The organism is Streptomyces sp. NPDC002092, assembly GCF_053593775.1.
Map to the genome: position 1 here is coordinate 1 of NZ_JBSFDG010000011.1, position 20,087 is coordinate 20,087.

Below are 20,087 nucleotides of genomic sequence, written 5' to 3' on the forward strand. Positions count from 1 at the left end.
GGCTTCACCCTGCTGACCTCCGCGGTCACCACCAGCCGCGCCCAGACCACCGGAATCGTCCGGCACAACGCCCGCTCCGCCTACGACATCCTGGTCCGCCCCTCGACCGCGCAGACCTCCGTAGAACGTCAACGGGGCCTGGTGCAGGCCAACTTCCTGTCCGGCGTGTTCGGCGGCATCACCCTCGACCAGTACCGGAGCATCGAAAAACTGCCAGGACTCGACGTCGCCGCCCCCATCGCCAACATCGGCTATCTGATGGTGGACGGCAGTCTGCGCCTCGACGTCTCGCGCTTCCTCGACTCGAAAGCCTCCGCCCAACTGCTGCGCCTGAAGCCGACGGTGAAGGCCGGCCTCGGCACATACCCGGCCGCCGACCAGTACGTCTACCTCACCCGCAACCCCATCACGGTCCGCGACGATCTCATGGCCGACACCGGACTGACCGGACTGGACCAGGAGAAGGCGGCCGGGCGGACGTACTGGGTGTGCTGGTACTACAACAGCGACAAGTCCGATACGACGAAGGGCGCCGACGGCAAGACCCTGACGCCCCAGGCCGAGCCCGGCTACAACCCGGTACCGACGTCCGCCTTCGACCTGGATGCGCGGTCGCGGATGACCTGCCGGTCAGGACAGGGCAAGGCCTCGGCGGAGGTCCCGGTCACCTTCCCGGTGCTGCTGTCCGCCGTCGACCCGGAAGCCGAAGACCGGCTGGTCGGCCTCGGCGACACGGTCACCTCCGGCCGGATGCTCACCTCGAAGGACCGCCCCGTGTGGGGCCCCGACCCCTTCGACAGCGGCCCGGCGGCAAGCCGCCAGCACGACTACCAGGTGCCGGTCATGCTCAGCAGCCACGCCCTGACCTCCACGACCCTGACGGCGAGCGTGGAACGCCTCGACGCAGGCGACCCCGGCCGGCTGCCCGGCAAGCTCGGCAGTCCGGCCGCCCACCGGTTCGTCACCGCACTGCGGGGCAAGACCGTCGGCACCGTCGGCGCAGACCTGGACAAGGCCTTCCGCTCCGTCGACCGCGCGGTCAACTTCGACACCGGCGGCTACTGGACCGTCGGTCCGGTCGCCTACGGCGTCACTGCCGACGGCCTGGCGGCGCGGTCCCGCCCGCAGCAGCCCGCCGACGTCTGGAAGAACAACCTCGAGGGGACCTCGGCGTTGCTCTCCGACGTTCCCGAGGAGAACGCCGGCACCCAGTACCGCACGGTCGCCGACCACGCCTCCACGAACTGCGGGGGACACAAGACCTGCAGCGGCGAGGACAGCGGCCGCGCCCCGGTCCCGGTCATCCACCTCGTCGGCCGCTACGACACCACCCGGCTGCACGGCTACTCCGCGCTCTCCGCCGTGCCGCTGGAGACCTACCGCTCCCCACAGGTCACGGGCGCCGACGCGGCCGCCCGGTCCGTGCTCGGCGGCCGACCCCTTCACCCCGACCGCAACCTGGGCGGCTACCTCAGTCCACCGCCCACCCTGCTCACCACGCTGGACTCCGTCAGCGCTTTCACCAAGAGCCGCCACACGCCGACCGCCCAGGAAAAGGCACCCGTCAGCGCCATCCGCATCCGGGTGGCCGGAGTGCGGGGCGTCGACTCCGCGTCCCGGGCCCGGGTGAACGCCGTGGCCGCGCGCATCCATGACGCGTTCCCGGACCTGCGCGTGGACGTCACCGTGGGCAGTTCACCGGCGCCGCAGACCGTCGCCCTCGCAGCCGGCCTCAACGTCCGGGAGAACTGGACGGCCAAGGGCGTGGCACTGCGCGTCCTGCGGGCCGTGGACACCAAGAGCGCCGTGCTGTTCGTACTCGTGCTGGTGGTCTGCGGGTTGTTCCTCACCCAGGCCGCGCTGGCCTCCGTGCGCTCCCGGCGTACCGAGATCGGCACTTTGCGCTGTACGGGGTGGAGCGCGGGGGAGGTGCTGCGTCTGATCCTCGGCGAACTCGCCGTGGTCGGCCTGGGCGCGGGGGCACTGGGGGTGCTGCTCGCCTACGGCCTGGGCGTCCTGCTCGGCCTTTCCCACTCGTTCGCGAAGGCCGCCCTGGTGTTGCCGGTCGCGTCACTCCTCGCACTGGTCGCTGGACTCGTCCCGGCCTGGCGGGCGACCCGGATCAGTCCCCTGGACGCCGTCACCGCCCCGGTGGCGCCGGCTCGCCGGTCCGTCGCCGTGCGTTCGGTCGCCGGTCTCGCCCAACGCGACCTGCTGCGGGCGCGAGGACGTACCGTGCTCGGCGCAGCCGGGCTCGCCTTGGCGGTGGCGGCGTTCACCGTGCTGCTCTCGGTCACCTTCGCCTTCCGGGGGGAGGTCGCGGGCTCACTGCTGGGCGACGCGGTGGTGGCCCGGGCCCGTACGGCCGACTACCTGAGTGTCACCCTGACCCTGGTGCTCGGCGCGGCCGGAGCGGTGGACGTCCTGGTCATGTCCCAGCGAGAACGGGCAACGGACCTCGCGGTCCTGCGCGCCACCGGCTGGACGACACGCGAGCTGGCCCGGTTGACCCTCTACGAGGGCCTCGGCCTGGCCCTGCTCGGCAGCCTCACCGGCGCCGCCGCCGGACTGGCCACCGTCCTCGCACTGGGCGAAGGAGTCCTGTCGGGGCACCTGCTGCCGGTGGCCGCCGCGGCTGGGACGGCGATCCTCGTCTCGACCGGCCTGGTCTGCGCGGCGCTGGCCGTTCCCATCCGCACCCTGACCCGGATCGCCCCGGTGCGCGTCCTGGCCGCGGACTGATGCGGCACTGGAGGCGATCACCGTCGGCGCCGGGCCGGATACACCGTCCCTGGACGAGCTGAGGCCTCGGGCTGACCGTGTTTTCCTCTGCCTGCCTCCGACCGCCTCTCCTACCCGTCCTGGCAGGTCACAGCCTCATCGACCCCACACAAGCGCAGGTCAGAAACTGCGCCGGCTGTACCACTGGTTCCTGGCGAAGGCGGCCACCGCGCATCCATCGCGGCCGCCGCCGACGGGTCGCCCGAGGTGAGCATCTGGCGGGTCATCAGATAAGTGATCGGCCGGGCGGCCGGCAAGGACGCCAGGAACGCGATGCCGACCCCGCCGGTGATGACGGAGTCCTTGGCCGGTGCGAAACGGGCGTTGCCCGTCATGTACGACGCCGCGGCACCGAGGGCGAACGTGATCAGGACGATGACGCCTAGCATCTCGACGCGACGCTTGCGGACCAGCCCGACGACGACGAACAACGTGTTGACGGCGCCGCCGAGAGCGAGGGCCGAGACATTGGAGACGCCCTGGCGGTGGGCGACGTAGTACACGGCGGACGGCAGGATGACCTCCCGGAGGAGGACGGGCCCCACGGACTTGAGGACACTGCCTCGGGCCGATGGAGCTGGAGCGGAGGCCAGTTCGTTCTCGGCCACTGGTGCGGCTGCCCTTCGGTTTCGGTCCGATGTGTCCCCCTGCGTGGGGGGCCGCGTCCTGGCGGCCCGACTCGGCGGTGGGGATGGGGACTTCGTCGGTGGTCCCGTGCGTGATCGCCTCGGCGAAGGCGTCCGAGCCCTGTTCGTGGAGCCGCCGCGGTGGCGTGATGCCCCCTGTGAGGCGCACATCGCGAAGAGTAAGGGGTCCGGTGCACCGTGCAAGCACTTTGAATCAAGACTTGGTTCGTCCTGGCCAACTGCCCATGAACGGCCAGGGACTTGCTCCCCGCCGCCCCGGCTTCGGTGGGGCAGAGCAAATCATCAGCAAAGGTTTCTTGGGTAAGGCTTGTCCGGTTTGCGGGGGGCGGCGACTGTGCGCTGCCTAGCATTGCCGCCGTGTATCCGGGCGGGTGGGAGTGGATGAGTACGAGCCGACGTATGGTGCTGGCGGCCTTGGCCGGGGGAGCTCTGGCGGGCTGTACGGCGCAGAAGGGTCCGGCCAAGGCGGAACCGGCTGTAGCTGCCTCCTCCTCCGCTCCCTCCTCCTCCGCTCCCTCGCCCTCGGCCAGAGCCAGGCCGCGCCCGGCTACGGCGACCCGCGCTGAGATCGTCGCCCGCTACGGTCACGCCGTGCCGCACACCTGGGGCTTCGACGGGCCCGGTGTGGTGCACCGGCTCCCCGCCGGTCAGCGGGGCATTGCGCTGACCTTCGACGCCTGCGGCGGCCGGGGCGGCAGCGGCTACGACCGTGTCCTGATCGACTTCCTGCGCAGGCGGGAGATCCCGGCGACTCTGTTCATCAACTCCCGCTGGATCGAGGCCAATCCGGCCGTCTTCCGCCGACTGGCCGCCGAGCCGCTCTTCGAGATCGCCAACCACGGCACCCGCCACCTCCCCCTCTCCGTGACCGGCCGCTCGGCCTACGGCATCCCCGGCACCCGCGACGCCGCCGAGGTCTACGAGGAGATCGCCGGCAACCGGGCGAAGCTCACCCGTCTGCTGGGCCGCCCGCCGCGTTTCTTCCGCTCCGGCACCGCGTACTGCGACGACGTGGCGGCCAGGATCGTCACCGCCCTGGGCGAGCGGTTCGCCGGCTTCTCGGTCAACGGTGACGGAGGAGCCACCTTCAGCCCCGAGCAGGTCCGTACGACGGTGGGGTCCGCGCCCGCAGGCTCCGTCGTCATCTGCCACATGAACCACCCGGAGGGCGGTACGGCCGCGGGTATCACCGCCGCAGTACCACGACTGTTGGCCTCCGGCCATACGTTCGTACGACTGTCGGATGCTTTGGCCTGAGCACACGGGCCGCGGCACACCTCCCGTACCGACGACTTTCACATCGGCGCCACCGGACCCTTCCCTGACGTTTGGTGCTCTTGGAACACTCGCACCGCGCGCAATCCGTCATGTTCCGGCCATCCGCACCAGGATGAGAGGCACTCAACCCATGCCCGAAGTCAATCGGCGCCGATTCCTGCAACTCGCGGGCGCGACCACCGCCTTCACCGCCCTGTCCAACAGCATCCAGCGCGCCGCCGCGCTGCCCGCGAACCACCGCACGGGATCCATCGAGGACGTCGAGCACATCGTCGTCCTGATGCAGGAGAACCGTTCCTTCGACCACTACTTCGGCACCCTCAGAGGCGTCCGCGGCTACGGCGACCCCCGTCCGGTGGTGACCCGGCAGGACGGGAAGCCGGTCTGGTACCAGGCGGACGCGAGCGGCAAGGACATCCTGCCCTTCCATCCGGACGCCGACGACCTGGGACTGGCCTTCATCCAGGATCTCCCGCACGGCTGGAACGACGGACATGCCGCCTTCAACGGGGGCAAGTACGACAAGTGGGTCCCCTCCAAGGGTTCCACGACGATGGCGTACCTGACCCGCGAGGACATCCCCTTCCACTACGCGCTCGCCGACTCCTTCACCATCTGCGACGCGTACCACTGCTCGTTCATCGGCTCGACCGACCCGAACCGCTACTACATGTGGACCGGTTACACGGGCAACGACGGCCAGGGCGGCGGCCCGGTCCTCGGCAACGACGAGGCCGGCTACAGCTGGACCACCTACCCCGAGCGCCTGGAGAAGGCCGGCGTCTCCTGGAAGATCTACCAGGACGTCGGCGACGGCCTCGACGCGAACGGCGGCTGGGGCTGGATCCAGGACGCCTACCGAGGCAACTACGGCGACAACTCGCTGCTGTACTTCAAGCAGTACCAGAACGCCCAGCCCGGCAGCCCGCTCTACGACAAGGCCCGCACCGGCACCGACGCCCGCAAGGGCGAGGGCTTCTTCGACCAGCTGAAGGCCGACGTGAAGGGCGGCAAGCTGCCGCAGATCTCCTGGATCGTCGCCCCCGAGGCCTTCACCGAGCACCCCAACTGGCCCGCCAACTACGGCGCCTGGTACGTCGCCCAGGTCCTGGACGCGCTCACCTCCGACCCGAAGGTGTGGGCGAAGACGGCCCTGTTCATCACGTACGACGAGAACGACGGCTTCTTCGACCACCTCGTCCCGCCCTTTGCCCCGGGCTCCGCGGCGCAGGGCAAGTCGACGGTCGAGGTCGGCCCGGACCTGTTCAAGGGCGACGCCGGCCACCCCGCCGGCCCCTACGGGCTCGGCCAGCGGGTGCCGATGCTCGTCGTCTCGCCGTGGAGCAAGGGCGGTTACGTCTGCTCCGAGACGATGGACCACACGTCGATCATCCGGTTCATGGAGCGTCGCTTCGGCGTCCACGAGCCGAACGTCTCGCCCTGGCGTCGGGCGATCTGCGGCGACCTGACCTCCGCGTTCGACTTCTCCCGCACCGACACCAAGCCGGTCGCCCTGCCGGGCACCGACGGCTACCGGCCGCCGGACCACAACCGCCACCCCGACTATGTGCCGACCCCGCCCGCGAACCCGGTCCTGCCCAGGCAGGAGCGCGGCCTGCGCCCGGCGCGACCCCTCAAGTACGCCCCGTACGTGGATGGTTCGGTGGACACGGCCGCCGGGAAGTTCACGCTGACCTTCCATTCCGGCGCCAAAGCGGGCGCCGCCTTCCTGGTGACCTCCGGCAACCGCACCGACGGGCCCTGGAGCTACACCACCGAGGCCGGCAAGACCGTCTCGGACGCCTGGAACTCGGCGTACTCGAACGGCTCGTACGACCTGGCCGTGCACGGCCCGAACGGCTTCCTGCGCCTCTTCAAGGGGCCGAACAAGGCGGCAGGGCCCGAGGTCACCGCCCGCCACCGCGGCGACGACATCGAGCTGACCTTCACCAACAAGGGCTCCGGCACGGTCCGTCTGAAGCTGACGGGTGGATACGGCTGCAAGCCGCGGACCTTCACGGTGCGGTCCGGAGCCACGGTGAGGCACACCGTCGACCTCGCCGCGAGCCGGCGCTGGTACGACCTCACCGTCACCTCCGAGGCCGACGCGAAGTTCCTGCGGCGGTTCGCCGGACATGTGGAGAACGGGCGGCCGGGGGTGAGCGACCCGGCGATCATCACGGGGTGAACTGCCGGGCAAAGGCTGCTGAACAGCGGATCGCGGGGACTGGCCAGGTGCTGGTGGGCCCGGGGTAGTGTGCCCCGGTGACCACGCATTCGAACACTCCTGCAGGCTGGTACCCGGATCCGCACGGAGCGCCCCAGACCCTCCGTTACTGGGACGGCGCCCAGTGGACCCAGCACACCAGCCCGGACCAGGGCGCCCAACAGGCCCAGGCCGCCCAGCAGGTTCCGCAGCAGGCCGCCGGGCCGGACCCGCGTGTGCAGCGCCAGGTGCAGCAGCAGGCCGGGGTCGCCGCCGGCGGCCCCGGCGGCGGCAGCCTGTTCACCGAGCCGGTCCTGGTGGTCAACCAGAAGGCCAAGCTGATCGAGGTGACCAACGAGTACAAGGTCATGGATCAGAACGGCAACCAGATCGGCTCGGTGACGGAGGTCGGGCAGAGCACGCTGAAGAAGGTCGCGCGCTTCGTCTCCAGTCTCGACCAGTTCATGACCCACCGGCTGGAGATCCGTGACGCCTACGGTCAGCCGCAGTTGGTGCTGACCCGGCCCGCGAAGGTCTTCAAGTCCAAGGTGCTGGTGTCCCGTCCGGACGGGTCGCCGGTGGGCGAGATCGTCCAGGAGAACATGATCGGGAAGATCAACTTCGCGATGAACGTGGACGGCCAGAAGGTCGGCGCGATCAAGGCGGAGAACTGGCGGGCCTGGAACTTCGCGATCGTCGACCACGCGGACAACGAGGTCGCCCGGATCACCAAGACCTGGGAAGGCCTCGCCAAGACGATGTTCACGACTGCGGACAACTATGTCCTGCAGATCCACTACAGGCTGCCCGAGCCTCTGCTGAGTCTTGTCGTGGCGACGGCACTCACTGTGGACACGGCGCTCAAGCAGGACTCGCGCGGCCTCGGCTGACGCCCCCGAGCGGTGCTCACAGAGGTGTGAGGTGTCCCGGACCGGAAGGCTGCCGGGGCACCAACGCCGGTTCCGGTGTTGCCGTTTCCGGCCGTAGTGCCAGGACCGCGGCCACGGGGTGCTCCGCGTCGACCGTGGCCACCGGAGCATCCGGAGTGACCGGAGCGGGTGCCGCCCGGGTCAGCAGGACGACGCCCCAGGACGCCAGTGCCGCGCCCGCGAGGGCGAGCAGGATGCCCTCCGGGCCGCCGCGCAGGCCCTGGCCGAGCAGGGTGAGGCCGATCACCGAGGCCGCCACCGGGTTGGAGAGCGTCACCATCGCGAGGGGGGCGCCGAGTCCGCCCCGGTAGGCCGTCTGGGAGAGCAGCAGTCCGCCGACCGCGAAGGCGGCCACCAGTACCGCCACCAGGACGACCTGGAGGCTCAGTGCGGAGCCGGACCGGTCGGTCGCGGCGACCGTCACGGTCTGGGTGAGTGCCGACGCGACGCCCGAGGCGAACCCGGACGCCGTGGCGTGCCGCAGGCCCGGCCGGGCTCCGGGCCGCGACAGCAGCCCGATCAGCGCGGCCGTGGTCCCCGCGACCGCCAGTGCCTCGGTCAGGCTCAGCACCTGCTCGGGCGCCGAACCGGATGCGGTGACCAGCAGCGCGGCCAGCCCGGCCAGCGTCAGCGCGGTGCCCCGCCACTCGGTCGGGCTGACCCGCCGCCCCGCCGCCCGCGCCCCCATCGGCACCGCGGCGACCAGCGTGAGTGCGCCGAGCGGCTGGACGACGGTGAGCGGACCGTACTTGAGGGCCACGACGTGCAGCAGCGCCGCTCCGGCGTTGAGCCCGACCGATGCCCACCAGGCGCCCGTGCCCAGCAGCCGCAGCATGCCGGTGCCGGAGCTGCGGGATGCGAGCCGCTCCTGGGCCACCGCGGCGGCCGCATAGGCGACGGCGGAGACCAGCGACAGGGCGACGGCGACGAGTGTGGCGGTCATCGGCCCGCTCCTACGAGGACGTGGTCGTCGGCCACGGGGGCGGGCAGATTCTCGCTGCCGCGCCCGGCCGTCGTGACCGTTCGGTGCGGGCGGTGGATCAGAGCGAGCGCGGCGCCGAGCATGGCGGTCGCGACGATGGCGTCGAGCCAGTAGTGGTTCGCCGTGCCCACGATGACCAGCAGCGTCACCAGCGGATGCAGCAGCCACAGCCAGCGCCACCGGGACCGGGTCGCCGCGATCAGGCCGATCGCCACCATCAGGGCCCAGCCGAAGTGGAGTGACGGCATCGCCGCGAACTGGTTGGAGAGGTGGTCCGAGGACGGCGGGCCGTAGACCGACGGCCCGTACACGTGCGCCGTGTCGACGAGGCCCGTGAAGGCCGGCATCCGCGGTGGCGCGAGCGGGAACAGGAAGGGCAGCGCCAGGGCCGCGGAGGTGAGGGTGGCCAGGACCCGGCGGGCCCACACGTAGTGCGCGGGGCGCCGCAGGTAGAGCCAGATCAGGAAACCCGCGGTGGCCGGGAAGTGGACGGTCGCGTAGTAGGTGTTCGCGAGGCGCACCAGGGTGTCGCCGTGCAGCAGTACCGACTGCACCGAACCCTCGCCGGGCAGATGGAGCGTCCGTTCCAGGTCCCACACGCGGTGCGCGTTGCGCAGTGCTTCGCCGGTGTGGCCGGTCGCCAGCCGGCGACCGAGCTTGTAGACGAGGAAGAGCCCTGCGACGAGCAGGAACTCACGGACGACCGGAGGCCGCGCCATCGCGCCGGTCCCTTCGGTCTCTCCTTCTGCAGGCTCGGTGCGGGCATTCATCCCCCGGCCCCTTCGCTGACGGTGGTGCGTGTGCTGGTACGTGGTGAGACCCGGACCGGAGCCCGAAGTCATCGGTACGCTTGCGTGCCGAAACGAAAGCGTTCCGATACGTCAGTGTACCGATACGTGAGCGTTCCGGTACACTGACGTATCGATTGAGGTACGACACACTGGTTCCAGGGAATAGAGCCAGTGACTAGAGCGGGACTTGAAGCGAGGGAGAAGAGCAGATGACGTCGCAGGCCGCGGACGGACCGCAGACGGTCGCCGCCTCGCGCCGCTCCAAGATCACGCGCGAGCGTGAGCAGGAGTTCTTCGACGCCGTCCTGGAGCAGATCCGCGAATGCGGATACGAAGCCGTCACCATGGAGGGGGTCGCCGCCAGTACGCGCTGCAGCAAGTCCACGCTGTACCGGCAGTGGAAGACCAAGCCCCAGTTCGTCGTGGCGGCCCTGCGCTCCCGCCGCAAGGCCCGCTTCGAGGGCATCGACACCGGATCGCTCGCCGACGACCTGCGCGAGGCCGCGCGGGCCGTGGGCCGCTGGTCGCAGAACGACACCAAGCTGCTGCAGGCCCTCGGGCACGCCGTCACCCAGGACGCCGACCTCGCCAAGGCGCTGCGGGAGGCGCTCGTCGACCCGGAGATCGCCGCGCTGAAGGAGATGCTGAGGCGCGGGGTCGAGCGCGGCGAGATCACCGCCGGCCATCCGGCGCTGGAGTACATCCCGGCGCAGATGTTCGGCGTCGTGCGCGCCCGCCCCGTCGTGGACGGCGAGTACGCCGACCCCGACTACCTGGTCCGCTTCGTGGAGGCCGCGGTGCTGCCTGCGCTGGGCCTGACCTGAGAATCAGGTCGCCGTCCGTGGGATGACTGGACGGTGACCTGCTCGCGCCGCACCGTGGGGACGGGGGCGGCGCGCACCACCGGCCGGGTGGGGCTCCTCTTGAGCGGAGGGGCGCCCCACCCGGCCGGTCGCTGTCCGGGGCGGTTTACGCCGCCTGGCCGTCGCCGCCGCCGGTCGACACCTTGATGCCCTTGGTGATGTCGTCGATGACCGACTGCTTCGCGGCGACGTCCACGCCGAAGCGGACCACGACGATCTGCGACGGGTTCGCGGGGGAGGGGAAGGCCAGCGATTCGACATAGCCGTCGGAGCCCTTGCTGGTGATCGCCTCCCAGCGGACCAGATAGCCCTTCTGCCCGGCCACGGTGACCGCCCTGGAGTCGAGCACCTTGTGCGAGGTGATCGAGCCGTAGGTCTTGCCGCCGTAGGACTGCTCGGCGTTGGCCTCGATGTCGGCCTTCGCGACCTCCTCGGCCGTGCTCCCGGCGGTCTTCAGGAGCGCGGCCGGCGCCGAGAACGCGCCGCCCTTGGTGCAGGTCTGCGAGGTGTCCCCGGGGCACTTGTAGGAGTCGTTCGACGTGATCGAAGCGCCCGCCGCGAGCTGCTGGCCGTACCAGTCGGCCGGGATGGGCAGGCTGATCCCGCTGAGCGGATCGGACACCGAACCGCTCCTGATCTTCGGAGCCTCGGACTGGCCGGGGCCGGGCGACTGGTTCCCGCCCGAACCGCCCGAACCGCCCGAGCCACCGGACCCGCCGTTGCCGCCGCCCGGACCGCCCTGAGCGCCGCCCGGCCCCTGCTGTGAGTTGACGTTGCCGCCCGAACCCCCGTTGCCGGCCAGCGCGTACACACCCACACCGATGCACGCGAGGACGACCACGGCCGCCCCGACGGCGATGCCGGTGCGCAGACCGTGCCGCGGAGCGGCCGGTGGGTGGCCGGGATATGCCGGGTGGTCGGGGTATGCCGCATAGGCCGGGGCCGCCGGAGGGACCGGGCTCGCCGGATCAGGCCCGGCCGTCGGCGTCTGCGCCGGGGGACCCCATACGGCGGCCGACCCCGCGGGGCGGGTCCGGTCCGTCCATGCCTTGCCGTCCCACCAGCGCTCGGTGGCGGGAGCCTCACTTGTCTGCCCGGGGTCGGGATACCACCCGGGAGGAGTCACCTGCGTCATGCCCCCACCGTATGAGGCCTCGGTGAAAGCGGGATGAGAGGATTCCGGCTTCAGGCCACCACCAGCCGTTTCGGCGCTTCTGCTCCCGGCGGCAGCCGCAGCCCGTCCCGGCCGGGTGTGACCGAAGCCAGCACGCTCGCATGCCGGGCCCCGGTGCTCGCGGGCTCGCTGCCCGTCAGCCACCGCCCAGCCCATATTTTTGGCCGCGCCCAGCTCGACGGCCCCGGCGACCTCGCGCGGAGGAAGCCGCACGGCCGCGGTCTCCCGCCGGAACGCGGGCGTCTCCGCCAGCCGCAGCCTCAGCCACAGTGCCGCAAGCCCGAGCGGCAGCGTCAGCAGGAACGGCACCCGCCAGCCCCAGTCACCCAGCTGCCGGTCCGTGAGCACGGTGGCCGGCAGCGCCGCCACCCCCGCACCGCCCAACAGCCCCAGCGCCACCGTGAACGACTGCCACGACCCGTACAGCCCACGCCGCCCCGGCGGTGCGAACTCCGTCAACACCGCCACCGCCCCACCGAACTCACCACCGGCCGGCAACCCCTGAAGCACCCTCAGAAGCGTGAGCGGCCACGGAGCGAGCTCCCCGACGGCCGCATACGTCGGCAGCGCACCGATCAGGTCGTCGCGACCGTCATCAGCACGATCACCAGGATCAGCACGGGACGCCGCCCGATCCGGTCACCCAGCCGCCCGAACAGGGCAGCCCCGACGGGCCGGAAGAAGAACGCCGGCGCGGTGAAGAACCGCGCCGCGATTGCCCACCGACCCGGCCGCCAGGGCTCGTACCGCGGACGACTCCCGCACGGCCCGGCGTTGTCCGGAAAACAGCGTCATCTCAGCGCCTTTTGACTGCCGGTTACCTTCAGACAGGCAGATGACAGGCTTCATGCGTCGCCTGCCCGCACCCGCTGTCACCCATCACGGCAACAGCTACCCGGACCCCCCTCCACTTCTGCAATCCGACGGCTACGCTCGATGTCTGTACGTCGTTCGGGCGACTTGGGGAGGTAGCGGGATGACGGAGGTCCGGCCCAGGGAGGCCGCCTCGGCCTCCCTGTGGGAGCGCGACGAGGAGATCACCGCCGTCAAGCAGGCGATCGACACGCTGTGCGCCGACCGCTCGTCCTCGGGCAGCCTGCTGATGGTCCGGGGCGAGGCGGGCCTCGGCAAGACCGCCCTGCTGGCCGAGATCCGCCGCATCGCGGAGCAGCGCAACTGCACGGTGTGGTCGACCCGCGGCGGCGAGACCCTCAGATCCGTTCCCTTCAACGTGGTGCGCCAGTTGCTGCAGCCCGCACTGGTGTCCCTCATGCCGGAAGAAGCCCGCGAATACCTCGGCGACTGGTACGACATCGCGGGCCCCGCCCTCGGCATCACGGAACCCGGCGAACGCCAGGCCGACCCGCAGGGCGTCTGCGACGGCCTGGTCGCCGGGGTGCGCCGGCTGGCCCGCCGCGACTGGCCGCTGGTCCTGCTGATCGACGACGCACACTGGGCCGACCAGGAGACGCTGCGCTGGCTCGCCGCGTTCGCCGAACGCCTCGACGACCTGTCCGTCCTCGTGGTGGTGGCCCGCCGGCCCGGCGAGGTCAGCGGCGAGAGCGCCCGCCACCTCGATGCGATCGCCGCCGCCTCGGGCCGCCCCGACGCCGACCTGAACGCCCTCACCCCGGACGCCACCGCCGGCCTCACCCGCGCCACCCTCGGCGCGCACGCCGACGCCCCGTTCTGCCGCGAGGTCTGGGCCGTCACCGGCGGCAACCCGTACGAGACCGTGGAACTCCTCGCCAAGGTCCAGGACAGCGAACTGGAGCCGACCGAGAGCGCGGCCGGCGAACTGCGCGCCCTCAACCGCTCGGCCCGCGGCGGCGGCCTCGTCGCCCGCCTCGAGGAACTCGGCATCGACGCCACCCGCTTCGCCTGGGCGGCCGCCATCCTCGGCACCGGCATCTCCGTCGGCCTGATCGCCGAGCTCGCCACCATGGACCACGACGAGGCACTGCGCTGTGCCGAACTGCTCCAGGACGCCCGCATCCTCACCGAACCCGACCCGGCGAGCGCCCAGGCCGACGACGGCGACCTGGAGTTCGTGCACCCGCTGATCGCCACCGCCGTCTACAACTCCATCCCGGACGCCCTGCGCACCGCCATGCACGGCATCGCCGCCCAGGTCGTCACCGAGTCCGGACGCGGCGCCGCCATGGCCTCCCGGCACCTCCTCCAGGTCCACCCGGACGACGACGAGGAACTCGTCGAGCAGCTGCGCGAGGCGGCCCGCGAACACCTCGCCGTCGGCGCCCCCGACGCGGCCCGCCGCTGCCTGGAGCGCGCCCTGCTGGAACCGCCCCTTCCCGAGGTCCACGCGCGCGTGCTCTACGAACTCGGCTGCGCCACCCTCCTCACCGCCCCCGCCACCACCATCGACCATCTGCAGTCCGCGCTCGGCATGCCCGGCCTCGACGGCGACGAGCGCGTCGACGCCGTCTTCCGCCTCTCCCAGGCCTTCCTCCACAACGACCAGATGGAGGAGGCCGTCCGCACGGTCGAGGCGGAGGCGGCCCGGCATCCGGAGGGGCCTGCGAAGATGCGTCTGCAGGCCGTGCAGTACATGTGGGAGGGCATCTACTCCGGCGAGTCGAACACGCCGGGACGCTCCGAGCGGCTTGCCGACCTCGCCCGCACCTGCACCGGCAGCAACAACTCCGAGCGCGTCCTGCTGATGCTGCGCGGCTTCGACGCCCTGATCCAGGGCGAGAACGCCGAGGAGGTGGTCGAGGTGTGCGACCGCGCCCTCGTCAACGGCCGCCTCGCACCGGGACTCGGCTGGACCGACACCGAGTGGGGCATCGAACTGCTGGTGATGCTCGCCAACTCCTACGCCTACACCGACCGCCTCGACCGCGCCGAGAGCTTCTACAACGAGGCGGTTCGCACGTACGAGTCGGCCGGCTGGAGCGGCGGTCACCTCTCCCTCGCCCATGGCCACATCGGCCTCGGACACCGCAGGCGCGGCCGGCTCAGGGAGGCGGAGGCGTCCCTGCGCGAGGCGTTGCGCCTCGCCGAGCGCGTCGGCCGCGGACTGCCCCTGTACTGGTGCGCCACCAGCAACCTCATCGACGTCCTGCTCGCCCGCGGCCATGTCGACGAGGCCTGGGCGATCGCCGACCAGTGCGGTTTCGCGCCGCCCTACCCGTCCCCCATGGTGATGCTGGACCCGCGCTCCGTGCGCGGTCGGCTGCTGCTCGCCGTCGGCCGCACCCAGGACGGCATCAACGAACTGGAGGAGGCCGAGAAGGCCGCGGCTGCACGCGGCCACCACAACCCTCTGGTCATCCCCTGGGCGTTCGACCTCGCCCGGGCCCTCGCCAAGAAGGACCCGGCCCGGGCCGCGCAACTGGCCACGGACGCCCGGCGGCGGGCCGAGCGCTTCGGTACGGACACCGCCATCGGTGAGGCGCTCAGGTGTGCTGCCGCGCTGGAGACCGGGCAGCGGGCGGTTCGCCTGGCCGCGCAGGCCGTGGCCTACCTGGAGGCTTCGCCTTGCCAGTACGAACACGCGGCCGCGCGGGTTGAGTACGGGATCGCCGCGAGGTCCGTCACTGAGCTGAACCGGGGGTTGGCGCTGGCTCGTTCGTGTGGGGCGGACGGGCTGGTGGCGCAGGCGCGGGAAGCGCTGGACAGTGGGCTCGGGGTGCGCTGAAGAGCCCGGGGCGCAAGGCTGCGTGGCGGCCCTGCGCCCATGGGGGCTTACAGCGCCAGCAGTTGGTCTGTGACCGTAGACAGACGCTTCTGTACCTCTGGGTCGTACGTTGCCTCATGCGCCCTCGACGGGGTTGTGCCGTCGAAGTAGCCACCTGTGCCAAGGTCCTGGGTCGCCAGGGCCAGTACGCCGGGAGCACCGTCCGCGACCGTGTTCCAGGGGGTGACTCCGCCCTCGCGGACCATGGCTGTGTCCATGAAGGTGGCCGGGTGGAGGACGTTGACCGAGACGCCGGTGTTCGCCAGCTCCTCGGCCAGGGCGAAGGTGTGGGCCGCGAAGGCGAACTTGGCGCGGCGATAGGCGGCGAAGCCGTCGTACTGGCGTCTGAATTCGATGTCGTCGAAGTCGAGGGGGTCCTGCCCGACCGAGCCGACGTTGACGATCCGGGCGGGTGTGTTCGCGCGCAGTACCGGGAGCAGGGCGCGGGTCAGTACGACCGGTGCCAAGTAGTTCACGGCGAGGCGCAGTTCATGGCCGTCGGCGCTCAGTTCACGCCCCGCGCCGGGCGCGCCCGCTCCCACGCCGGCGTTGTTGATCAGGACGTCGAGGTCGGGGTGGGCGCCGGCGACGTGGGCGCCCAGCTCGCGCACCTGGGTCAGCGAGGCGAGGTCGGCGACGAAGCCTTCCGCGTCGCCCTCGGTGCGCAACTCCTCGACCAGCCGCTCCGTACGGCCCGGATCGCGGCCGTGCGCGAGCACGACGTGCCCCGAGCGGACCAGCTCGAAGGCGACGTAGCGGCCGAGCCCGGAGGTGGCGCCCGTGATCAGGATGGTGGACATGCCTCCACCCTAGGCACGCGGTGCAGGCATGTGCGAGAGACTGCTGGAGGTATCACCAGCAGGGTCACCCTCATGGATCGGTCACCCTCAGAGGCTGTCCTCCTCGGCCAGCACCCGCTGGGCCGCCGCGAACGCCGAGTTCGCCGCCGGGACCCCGCAGTACACGGCCGTCTGCAGCAGTACCGCGCCGATCTCCTCGGGGGTGAGCCCGTTGCGCCGGGCCGCCCGCACGTGCATGGCCAGCTCGTCGTAGTGCCCGTGTGCCACCAGCGCCGTCAGTGTGATCATGCTGCGTTCGCGGCGGCTGAGCGTCGGGTCGGTCCAGATCTCGCCCCAGGCGTAGCGCGAGATGAAGTCCTGGAAGCGGGCGGTGAAGGGCGTCTGCCGGGCCTGCGCCCGGTCCACGTGCGCATCGCCGAGCACCTCCCGCCGTACCTCCATGCCGCGCTTGGCGCCTTGGCCGAGATGGGTCCGGAGGGCGGTCAGCACGGCTTCCGGGCACTGGGCGGGCGCCAGATGGGCGCAGTGCGGAAGTTCCACCAGCGTGGCGCCGGGCACGGCGTCCGCGATCTCCCGCAGATGCGGTGGCGGAGTCGCCTTGTCCTCGCGCCCGGCGATCAGCAGCGTGCGCACGGAGATCTCCGGGAGGCGTTCGCGCAGATCGAAGGCGGCCAGCGCGTCACAGCAGGCGGCGTACGCCTCGGGGTCGGCCTGCGCCTGGTCCCGCACGAGTTCCGGCACGGTGAAGCCGGGCGTGAACCAGCGCGCGTCGGCACTGGCCACCAGCGAGCCCAGCCCCTCGCGCCGCACCAGCTCGGCCCGCTCCTGCCACGGCTTGGCGCCGTCGAAGTCCGCCGAGGAGCAGATCACGGCCAGGGAGGACAGTCGCTCGGGGTGGTGCAGGCCGAGATGCAGTCCGACGGCACCGCCGAGCGACACCCCCGCATAGGCGAACCGTTCGATGCCCAGCGAGTCGGCGAGCGCGAGCACCAGACCGGCGAGGTCGCCGACGGTCGCGCCGGGACCGATCAGAGCGGGCTCCGACCCGCCGTGCCCCGGCAGGTCCCAGCGGATCACGCGGTGGGTGATGGACAGCTCGGGTGCCACCTTGTCCCACAGCGCGGACGACGTTCCGAGCGAGGGCCCGAGCAGCAGCGGGGGAGCGGACGTGGGCCCCTCGGCACGGTGGTTGAGGAGTTTCTCGGTCAACGTTGCTCCAGGGCACGGTCGGTGAGGGCTCCTGCGGAGCCGGTGTAGCGGGCGGGATCGGTGAGCTCGGCGACGTCGATGTCCTTCAACTGCGGCTCTTCGGCGAGCAGTTCGCCCAGCGACCGGCCCTCGCTGCAGGTGCGCTTGGCCAGGTCCGTGAGCAGGGCCTTGGCGCGGGCGCGGCCGAGCACGGGGGCCAGCTCCGCGGACAGCCGCTCCGAGACGATCAACCCGTGGGTGAGGTCCAGGTGTTCACGCATGGCGTCCGTGTGCACGCGCAGGCCTTCGGCCAGTTCGGCGGCGTCCCGGGCGGCACCGCCGACCAGCCGCAGCATATCCCGGAGCGGCTCCCACTCGGCGTGCCAGGCCCCGGCCGGACGCTCGTCCTCGGCGGTCAGCGATCCGTACAGGGTGGCCGCGAGCTGCGGAGCCCGCCGGGCCGCGGCCGCGATCAGCGTGGACCGTACGGGGTTCGCCTTGTGCGGCATGGCCGACGAGCCGCCGCCACTGCCCTCCGCGACCTCGGCGACCTCGGTACGGCCGAGAGTCAGTACGTCCGCGGCGAACTTGCCCAGTGCCCCGGCCGCGAAGGCCAGGCAGCCGGCGAGGTCGGCGATCGGCGTGCGCAGGGTGTGCCAGGGCAGCAGCGGTTCGCGGAGCCCGAGTTCGCGGGCGTAGGCCGCCGTCAGGGCCCGCGTGTCCTGGGCGCCGTAGACGGCAAAGGCCGCCAATGTCCCTGCCGCACCGCCGAGTTGGGCGGGCAGCGAGTTCCGTACGGCCTTGATGCGGTCCCGTGCGTCGAGGGTGAGCGAGCGCCAGCCGGCCGCCTTCAGCCCGAACGTCGTCGGTACGGCGTGCTGGGTGAGCGTCCGTCCCGGCATCGCGGTGTCACGGTGGTCAGCGGCCAGCCGGGCCAGCGCCCGTTCGGTGCGGCCGAGGTCGGCGAGGACCAGGTCCAGGGTGCGCACGGCGACCAGCATCGTCGCCGTGTCCATGATGTCCTGGCTGGTCGCGCCGCGGTGGACATAGGGGCCGTACTCCTCGCCCACCGCCTTCGTCAGATCGGTGACCAGGGGGATGACCGGGTTGCCGCCGGCGCGGGCGCGTTCGGCGAGGGAGCGTACGTCGAAACGGGCGGCGACGGCCGCCTCGGTCACCGCGGCCGCCGCCTCGGACGGTGCGAGGTCAAGGGCGGACTGGGCCCGGGTCAGGGCGGCCTCGGCGTCGAGCAGGGCCTGCAGAAAGGCCGTGTCCCCGCTCGCGCAGGCGGCGGGGGAACCTGCCCACCCGGGGGCGAGCAGGCCGGTGTCGTCGAAGCCGGGGGAAGTCACTGGAACTCCAGGAAGACCGTCTCGCCTTCGCCCTGAAGGCGGATGTCGAAACGGTAGGTGCCCTTGCCGTCGTCCGTCGCGATCAGCGTGCCGCGTCGCGCCTCCGGTACCTGCGACAGCACCGGGTCCGCGGCGAGCACCGTCTCGTCACCGGGCAGATAGATCCGGGTGAACAGGTGCACCAGCAGCCCGCGCGCGAACACGCACACGCTGAGGTACGGCGCGCTCCGCCCGCGCGCGCCGGGCCGCAGCGTCCGCGCGTACCAGTGGCCGTTGGCGTCCGTCTGGATGCGTCCCCAGCCGGTGAACTCCACGCCGTTGCGGCCCAGATAGCCACCGCTCGCCGGGTCGCGCCGGATCGAACCGTCGACCTGCGGGATGTTGCCCTCGGGGTCGGCGCCCCACAGCTCCACGAAGGCGTCCGGCAGCGGGTTGCCCGCTCCGTCGTAGATGTACCCCTGGACGGTGATCGTGTCCGGGTGGCCGACCGGGGCGATGTCGCCGCCGCCCGGGAAGGGCAGGGCATGGCCGTAGAAGGGGCCGACCGTGTGCGACGGGGTCGGGAGCACGGTCTCCGCACGGCTCGTGTCGATCTTCGTCATGGCAGCTCAGCGCCCTTCTTCGATCCAGGTGGCGTGCGGCCCGTCGAGCACGATGTCCCAGTGGTAGCCCATCGAGAACTCCGGCACGGACAGGTTGTGGTCGTACGTGGCGACCAGCCGCTGCCGGGCCGCGTCGTCGGTCACCGACTGGATGATCGGGTCGTAGGGGAACAGCGGGTCGCTCGGGAAGTACATCTGCGTCACGAGCCGCTGGGTGAACGCCGTGCCGAAGAGCGAGAAGTGGATGTGCGCGGGCCGCCATGCGTTGAGGTGCTGACGCCACGGGTAGGGGCCCGGCTGCACGGTGGTGAAGTGGTAGTGCCCGTCGTCGTCGGTCAGCGTGCGGCCGACGCCGGTGAAGTTCGGGTCCAGCGGGGCGTCGTGCTGCTCGCGCTGGTGGGCGTAGCGGCCGGCCGAGTTGGCCTGCCAGATCTCGATGAGCTGACCGCGGATCGGACGTCCGCCGCGGTCGAGCAGGCGTCCGGAGACGGTGATGCGCTCACCGATCGGCTCGCCGGTGTGCTGCCGGGTGAGGTCGTTGTCGATCTCGGTGATGTCGCGCTCGCCGAAGGCGGGGGAGGAGAGCTCCACCAGCTCCGGGTCCTTCGTCACGTCGATGGTGATGGGCGGCTGCTTGGGGTGCCGCAGGACGGACGAGCGGTACGGGGCGTAGTCGCGTCGCGGCTGGTGCTCCACGGGCGCCCCGTCGGCGAGCCGCTTCTCGTACGCGGCGTGCTCGGCCGCGATCTCCTGGTCGATGTCGTGCTGGGTGAGAGTCATGGGGGTCCCTGGGG

General features: G+C 71.4%; 15 protein-coding genes and 1 pseudogene. 6 read left to right on the forward strand and 10 right to left on the reverse strand.

Annotation, left to right across the window (positions count from 1 at the left end):
• The coding region (locus tag ACWCRD_RS24940) for an FtsX-like permease family protein (RefSeq protein ID WP_450967988.1) at nt 1-2,742 on the forward strand (2,742 nt) is incomplete at its 5' end.
• A 110-nt stretch (nt 2,743-2,852) separates the two neighbouring features.
• Here ACWCRD_RS24940 and ACWCRD_RS24945 read toward each other — a convergent pair.
• Nucleotides 2,853-3,326 (reverse strand): VC0807 family protein, encoded by a 474-nt coding sequence (locus tag ACWCRD_RS24945; protein WP_450967989.1) that lies wholly within the window; start codon nt 3,324-3,326, stop codon nt 2,853-2,855.
• A gap of 693 nt (nt 3,327-4,019) precedes the next feature.
• On the opposite strand from ACWCRD_RS24945, the gene ACWCRD_RS24950 reads away from it, so the two are divergent.
• From ACWCRD_RS24950 to ACWCRD_RS24960, 3 genes are all read left to right on the forward strand, one after another.
• Nucleotides 4,020-4,685, forward strand: coding sequence for a polysaccharide deacetylase family protein (locus ACWCRD_RS24950; protein WP_450967990.1), 666 nt, complete (start codon nt 4,020-4,022; stop codon nt 4,683-4,685).
• 151 nt (nt 4,686-4,836) lie between these two features.
• On the forward strand, nt 4,837-6,894 hold the full coding sequence (locus ACWCRD_RS24955) for a phosphocholine-specific phospholipase C (protein WP_450967991.1): 2,058 nt from the start codon (nt 4,837-4,839) through the stop codon (nt 6,892-6,894).
• Nucleotides 6,895-6,971: 77 nt separating this feature from the next.
• Nucleotides 6,972-7,802, forward strand: coding sequence for a phospholipid scramblase-related protein (locus ACWCRD_RS24960; RefSeq protein ID WP_450967992.1), 831 nt, complete (start codon nt 6,972-6,974; stop codon nt 7,800-7,802).
• 16 nt (nt 7,803-7,818) lie between these two features.
• Here the strand turns inward: ACWCRD_RS24960 and ACWCRD_RS24965 are convergent, their stop codons facing one another.
• Both ACWCRD_RS24965 and ACWCRD_RS24970 read right to left on the reverse strand, forming a co-directional pair.
• A complete protein-coding gene (locus ACWCRD_RS24965) occupies nt 7,819-8,784 on the reverse strand; it encodes a hypothetical protein (RefSeq protein ID WP_450967993.1) in 966 nt (321 codons plus the stop codon).
• A complete protein-coding gene (locus tag ACWCRD_RS24970; protein WP_450967994.1) occupies nt 8,781-9,593 on the reverse strand; it encodes a phosphatase PAP2 family protein in 813 nt (270 codons plus the stop codon). Before ACWCRD_RS24970 ends, ACWCRD_RS24965 begins: the two co-directional genes overlap by 4 nt.
• Nucleotides 9,594-9,823: 230 nt before the next feature.
• Here ACWCRD_RS24970 and ACWCRD_RS24975 point away from each other — a divergent pair, with 230 nt between their 5' ends.
• Nucleotides 9,824-10,438 carry a TetR/AcrR family transcriptional regulator C-terminal ligand-binding domain-containing protein gene (locus ACWCRD_RS24975; protein ID WP_450967995.1) on the forward strand — a complete coding sequence of 205 codons (615 nt, stop codon included), beginning with the start codon at nt 9,824-9,826 and terminating at the stop codon, nt 10,436-10,438.
• Between the two features lie 145 nt (nt 10,439-10,583).
• Here ACWCRD_RS24975 and ACWCRD_RS24980 read toward each other — a convergent pair whose 3' ends face one another.
• Together ACWCRD_RS24980 and ACWCRD_RS24985 are read right to left on the reverse strand one after the other, a co-directional pair.
• Nucleotides 10,584-11,612 (reverse strand): DUF2510 domain-containing protein, encoded by a 1,029-nt coding sequence (locus ACWCRD_RS24980; protein ID WP_450968299.1) that lies wholly within the window; start codon nt 11,610-11,612, stop codon nt 10,584-10,586.
• A gap of 315 nt (nt 11,613-11,927) precedes the next feature.
• Nucleotides 11,928-12,230 (reverse strand): annotated as a pseudogene (locus ACWCRD_RS24985) (MFS transporter); the annotation flags it as partial.
• Between the two features lie 397 nt (nt 12,231-12,627).
• On the opposite strand from ACWCRD_RS24985, the gene ACWCRD_RS24990 reads away from it, so the two are divergent.
• The gene (locus tag ACWCRD_RS24990; protein ID WP_450967996.1) at nt 12,628-15,312 is read left to right on the forward strand and encodes an ATP-binding protein; all 2,685 of its coding nucleotides are present in this window, start codon (nt 12,628-12,630) and stop codon (nt 15,310-15,312) included.
• Between the two features lie 47 nt (nt 15,313-15,359).
• Here the strand turns inward: ACWCRD_RS24990 and ACWCRD_RS24995 are convergent, their stop codons facing one another.
• From ACWCRD_RS24995 to pcaH, 5 genes are all read right to left on the reverse strand, one after another.
• Nucleotides 15,360-16,151: an SDR family NAD(P)-dependent oxidoreductase gene (locus ACWCRD_RS24995; RefSeq protein WP_450967997.1), complete on the reverse strand. Its 792-nt coding sequence runs from the start codon at nt 16,149-16,151 to the stop codon at nt 15,360-15,362.
• 87 nt (nt 16,152-16,238) lie between these two features.
• The gene (gene pcaDC / locus ACWCRD_RS25000) at nt 16,239-17,360 is read right to left on the reverse strand and encodes a bifunctional 3-oxoadipate enol-lactonase/4-carboxymuconolactone decarboxylase PcaDC (protein ID WP_450967998.1); all 1,122 of its coding nucleotides are present in this window, start codon (nt 17,358-17,360) and stop codon (nt 16,239-16,241) included.
• Complete coding sequence (gene pcaB, locus ACWCRD_RS25005) at nt 17,357-18,691, reverse strand: 3-carboxy-cis,cis-muconate cycloisomerase (protein ID WP_450967999.1); 1,335 nt, start codon at nt 18,689-18,691, stop codon at nt 17,357-17,359. The genes pcaDC and pcaB overlap by 4 nt, the downstream gene beginning before the upstream one ends.
• Nucleotides 18,688-19,293 carry a protocatechuate 3,4-dioxygenase subunit alpha gene (pcaG, locus tag ACWCRD_RS25010; protein WP_450968000.1) on the reverse strand — a complete coding sequence of 202 codons (606 nt, stop codon included), beginning with the start codon at nt 19,291-19,293 and terminating at the stop codon, nt 18,688-18,690. The genes pcaB and pcaG overlap by 4 nt, the downstream gene beginning before the upstream one ends.
• Nucleotides 19,294-19,299: 6 nt before the next feature.
• Nucleotides 19,300-20,073: a protocatechuate 3,4-dioxygenase subunit beta gene (gene pcaH, locus ACWCRD_RS25015; RefSeq protein ID WP_450968001.1), complete on the reverse strand. Its 774-nt coding sequence runs from the start codon at nt 20,071-20,073 to the stop codon at nt 19,300-19,302.
• Between the last annotated feature and the right edge of the window lie 14 nt (nt 20,074-20,087).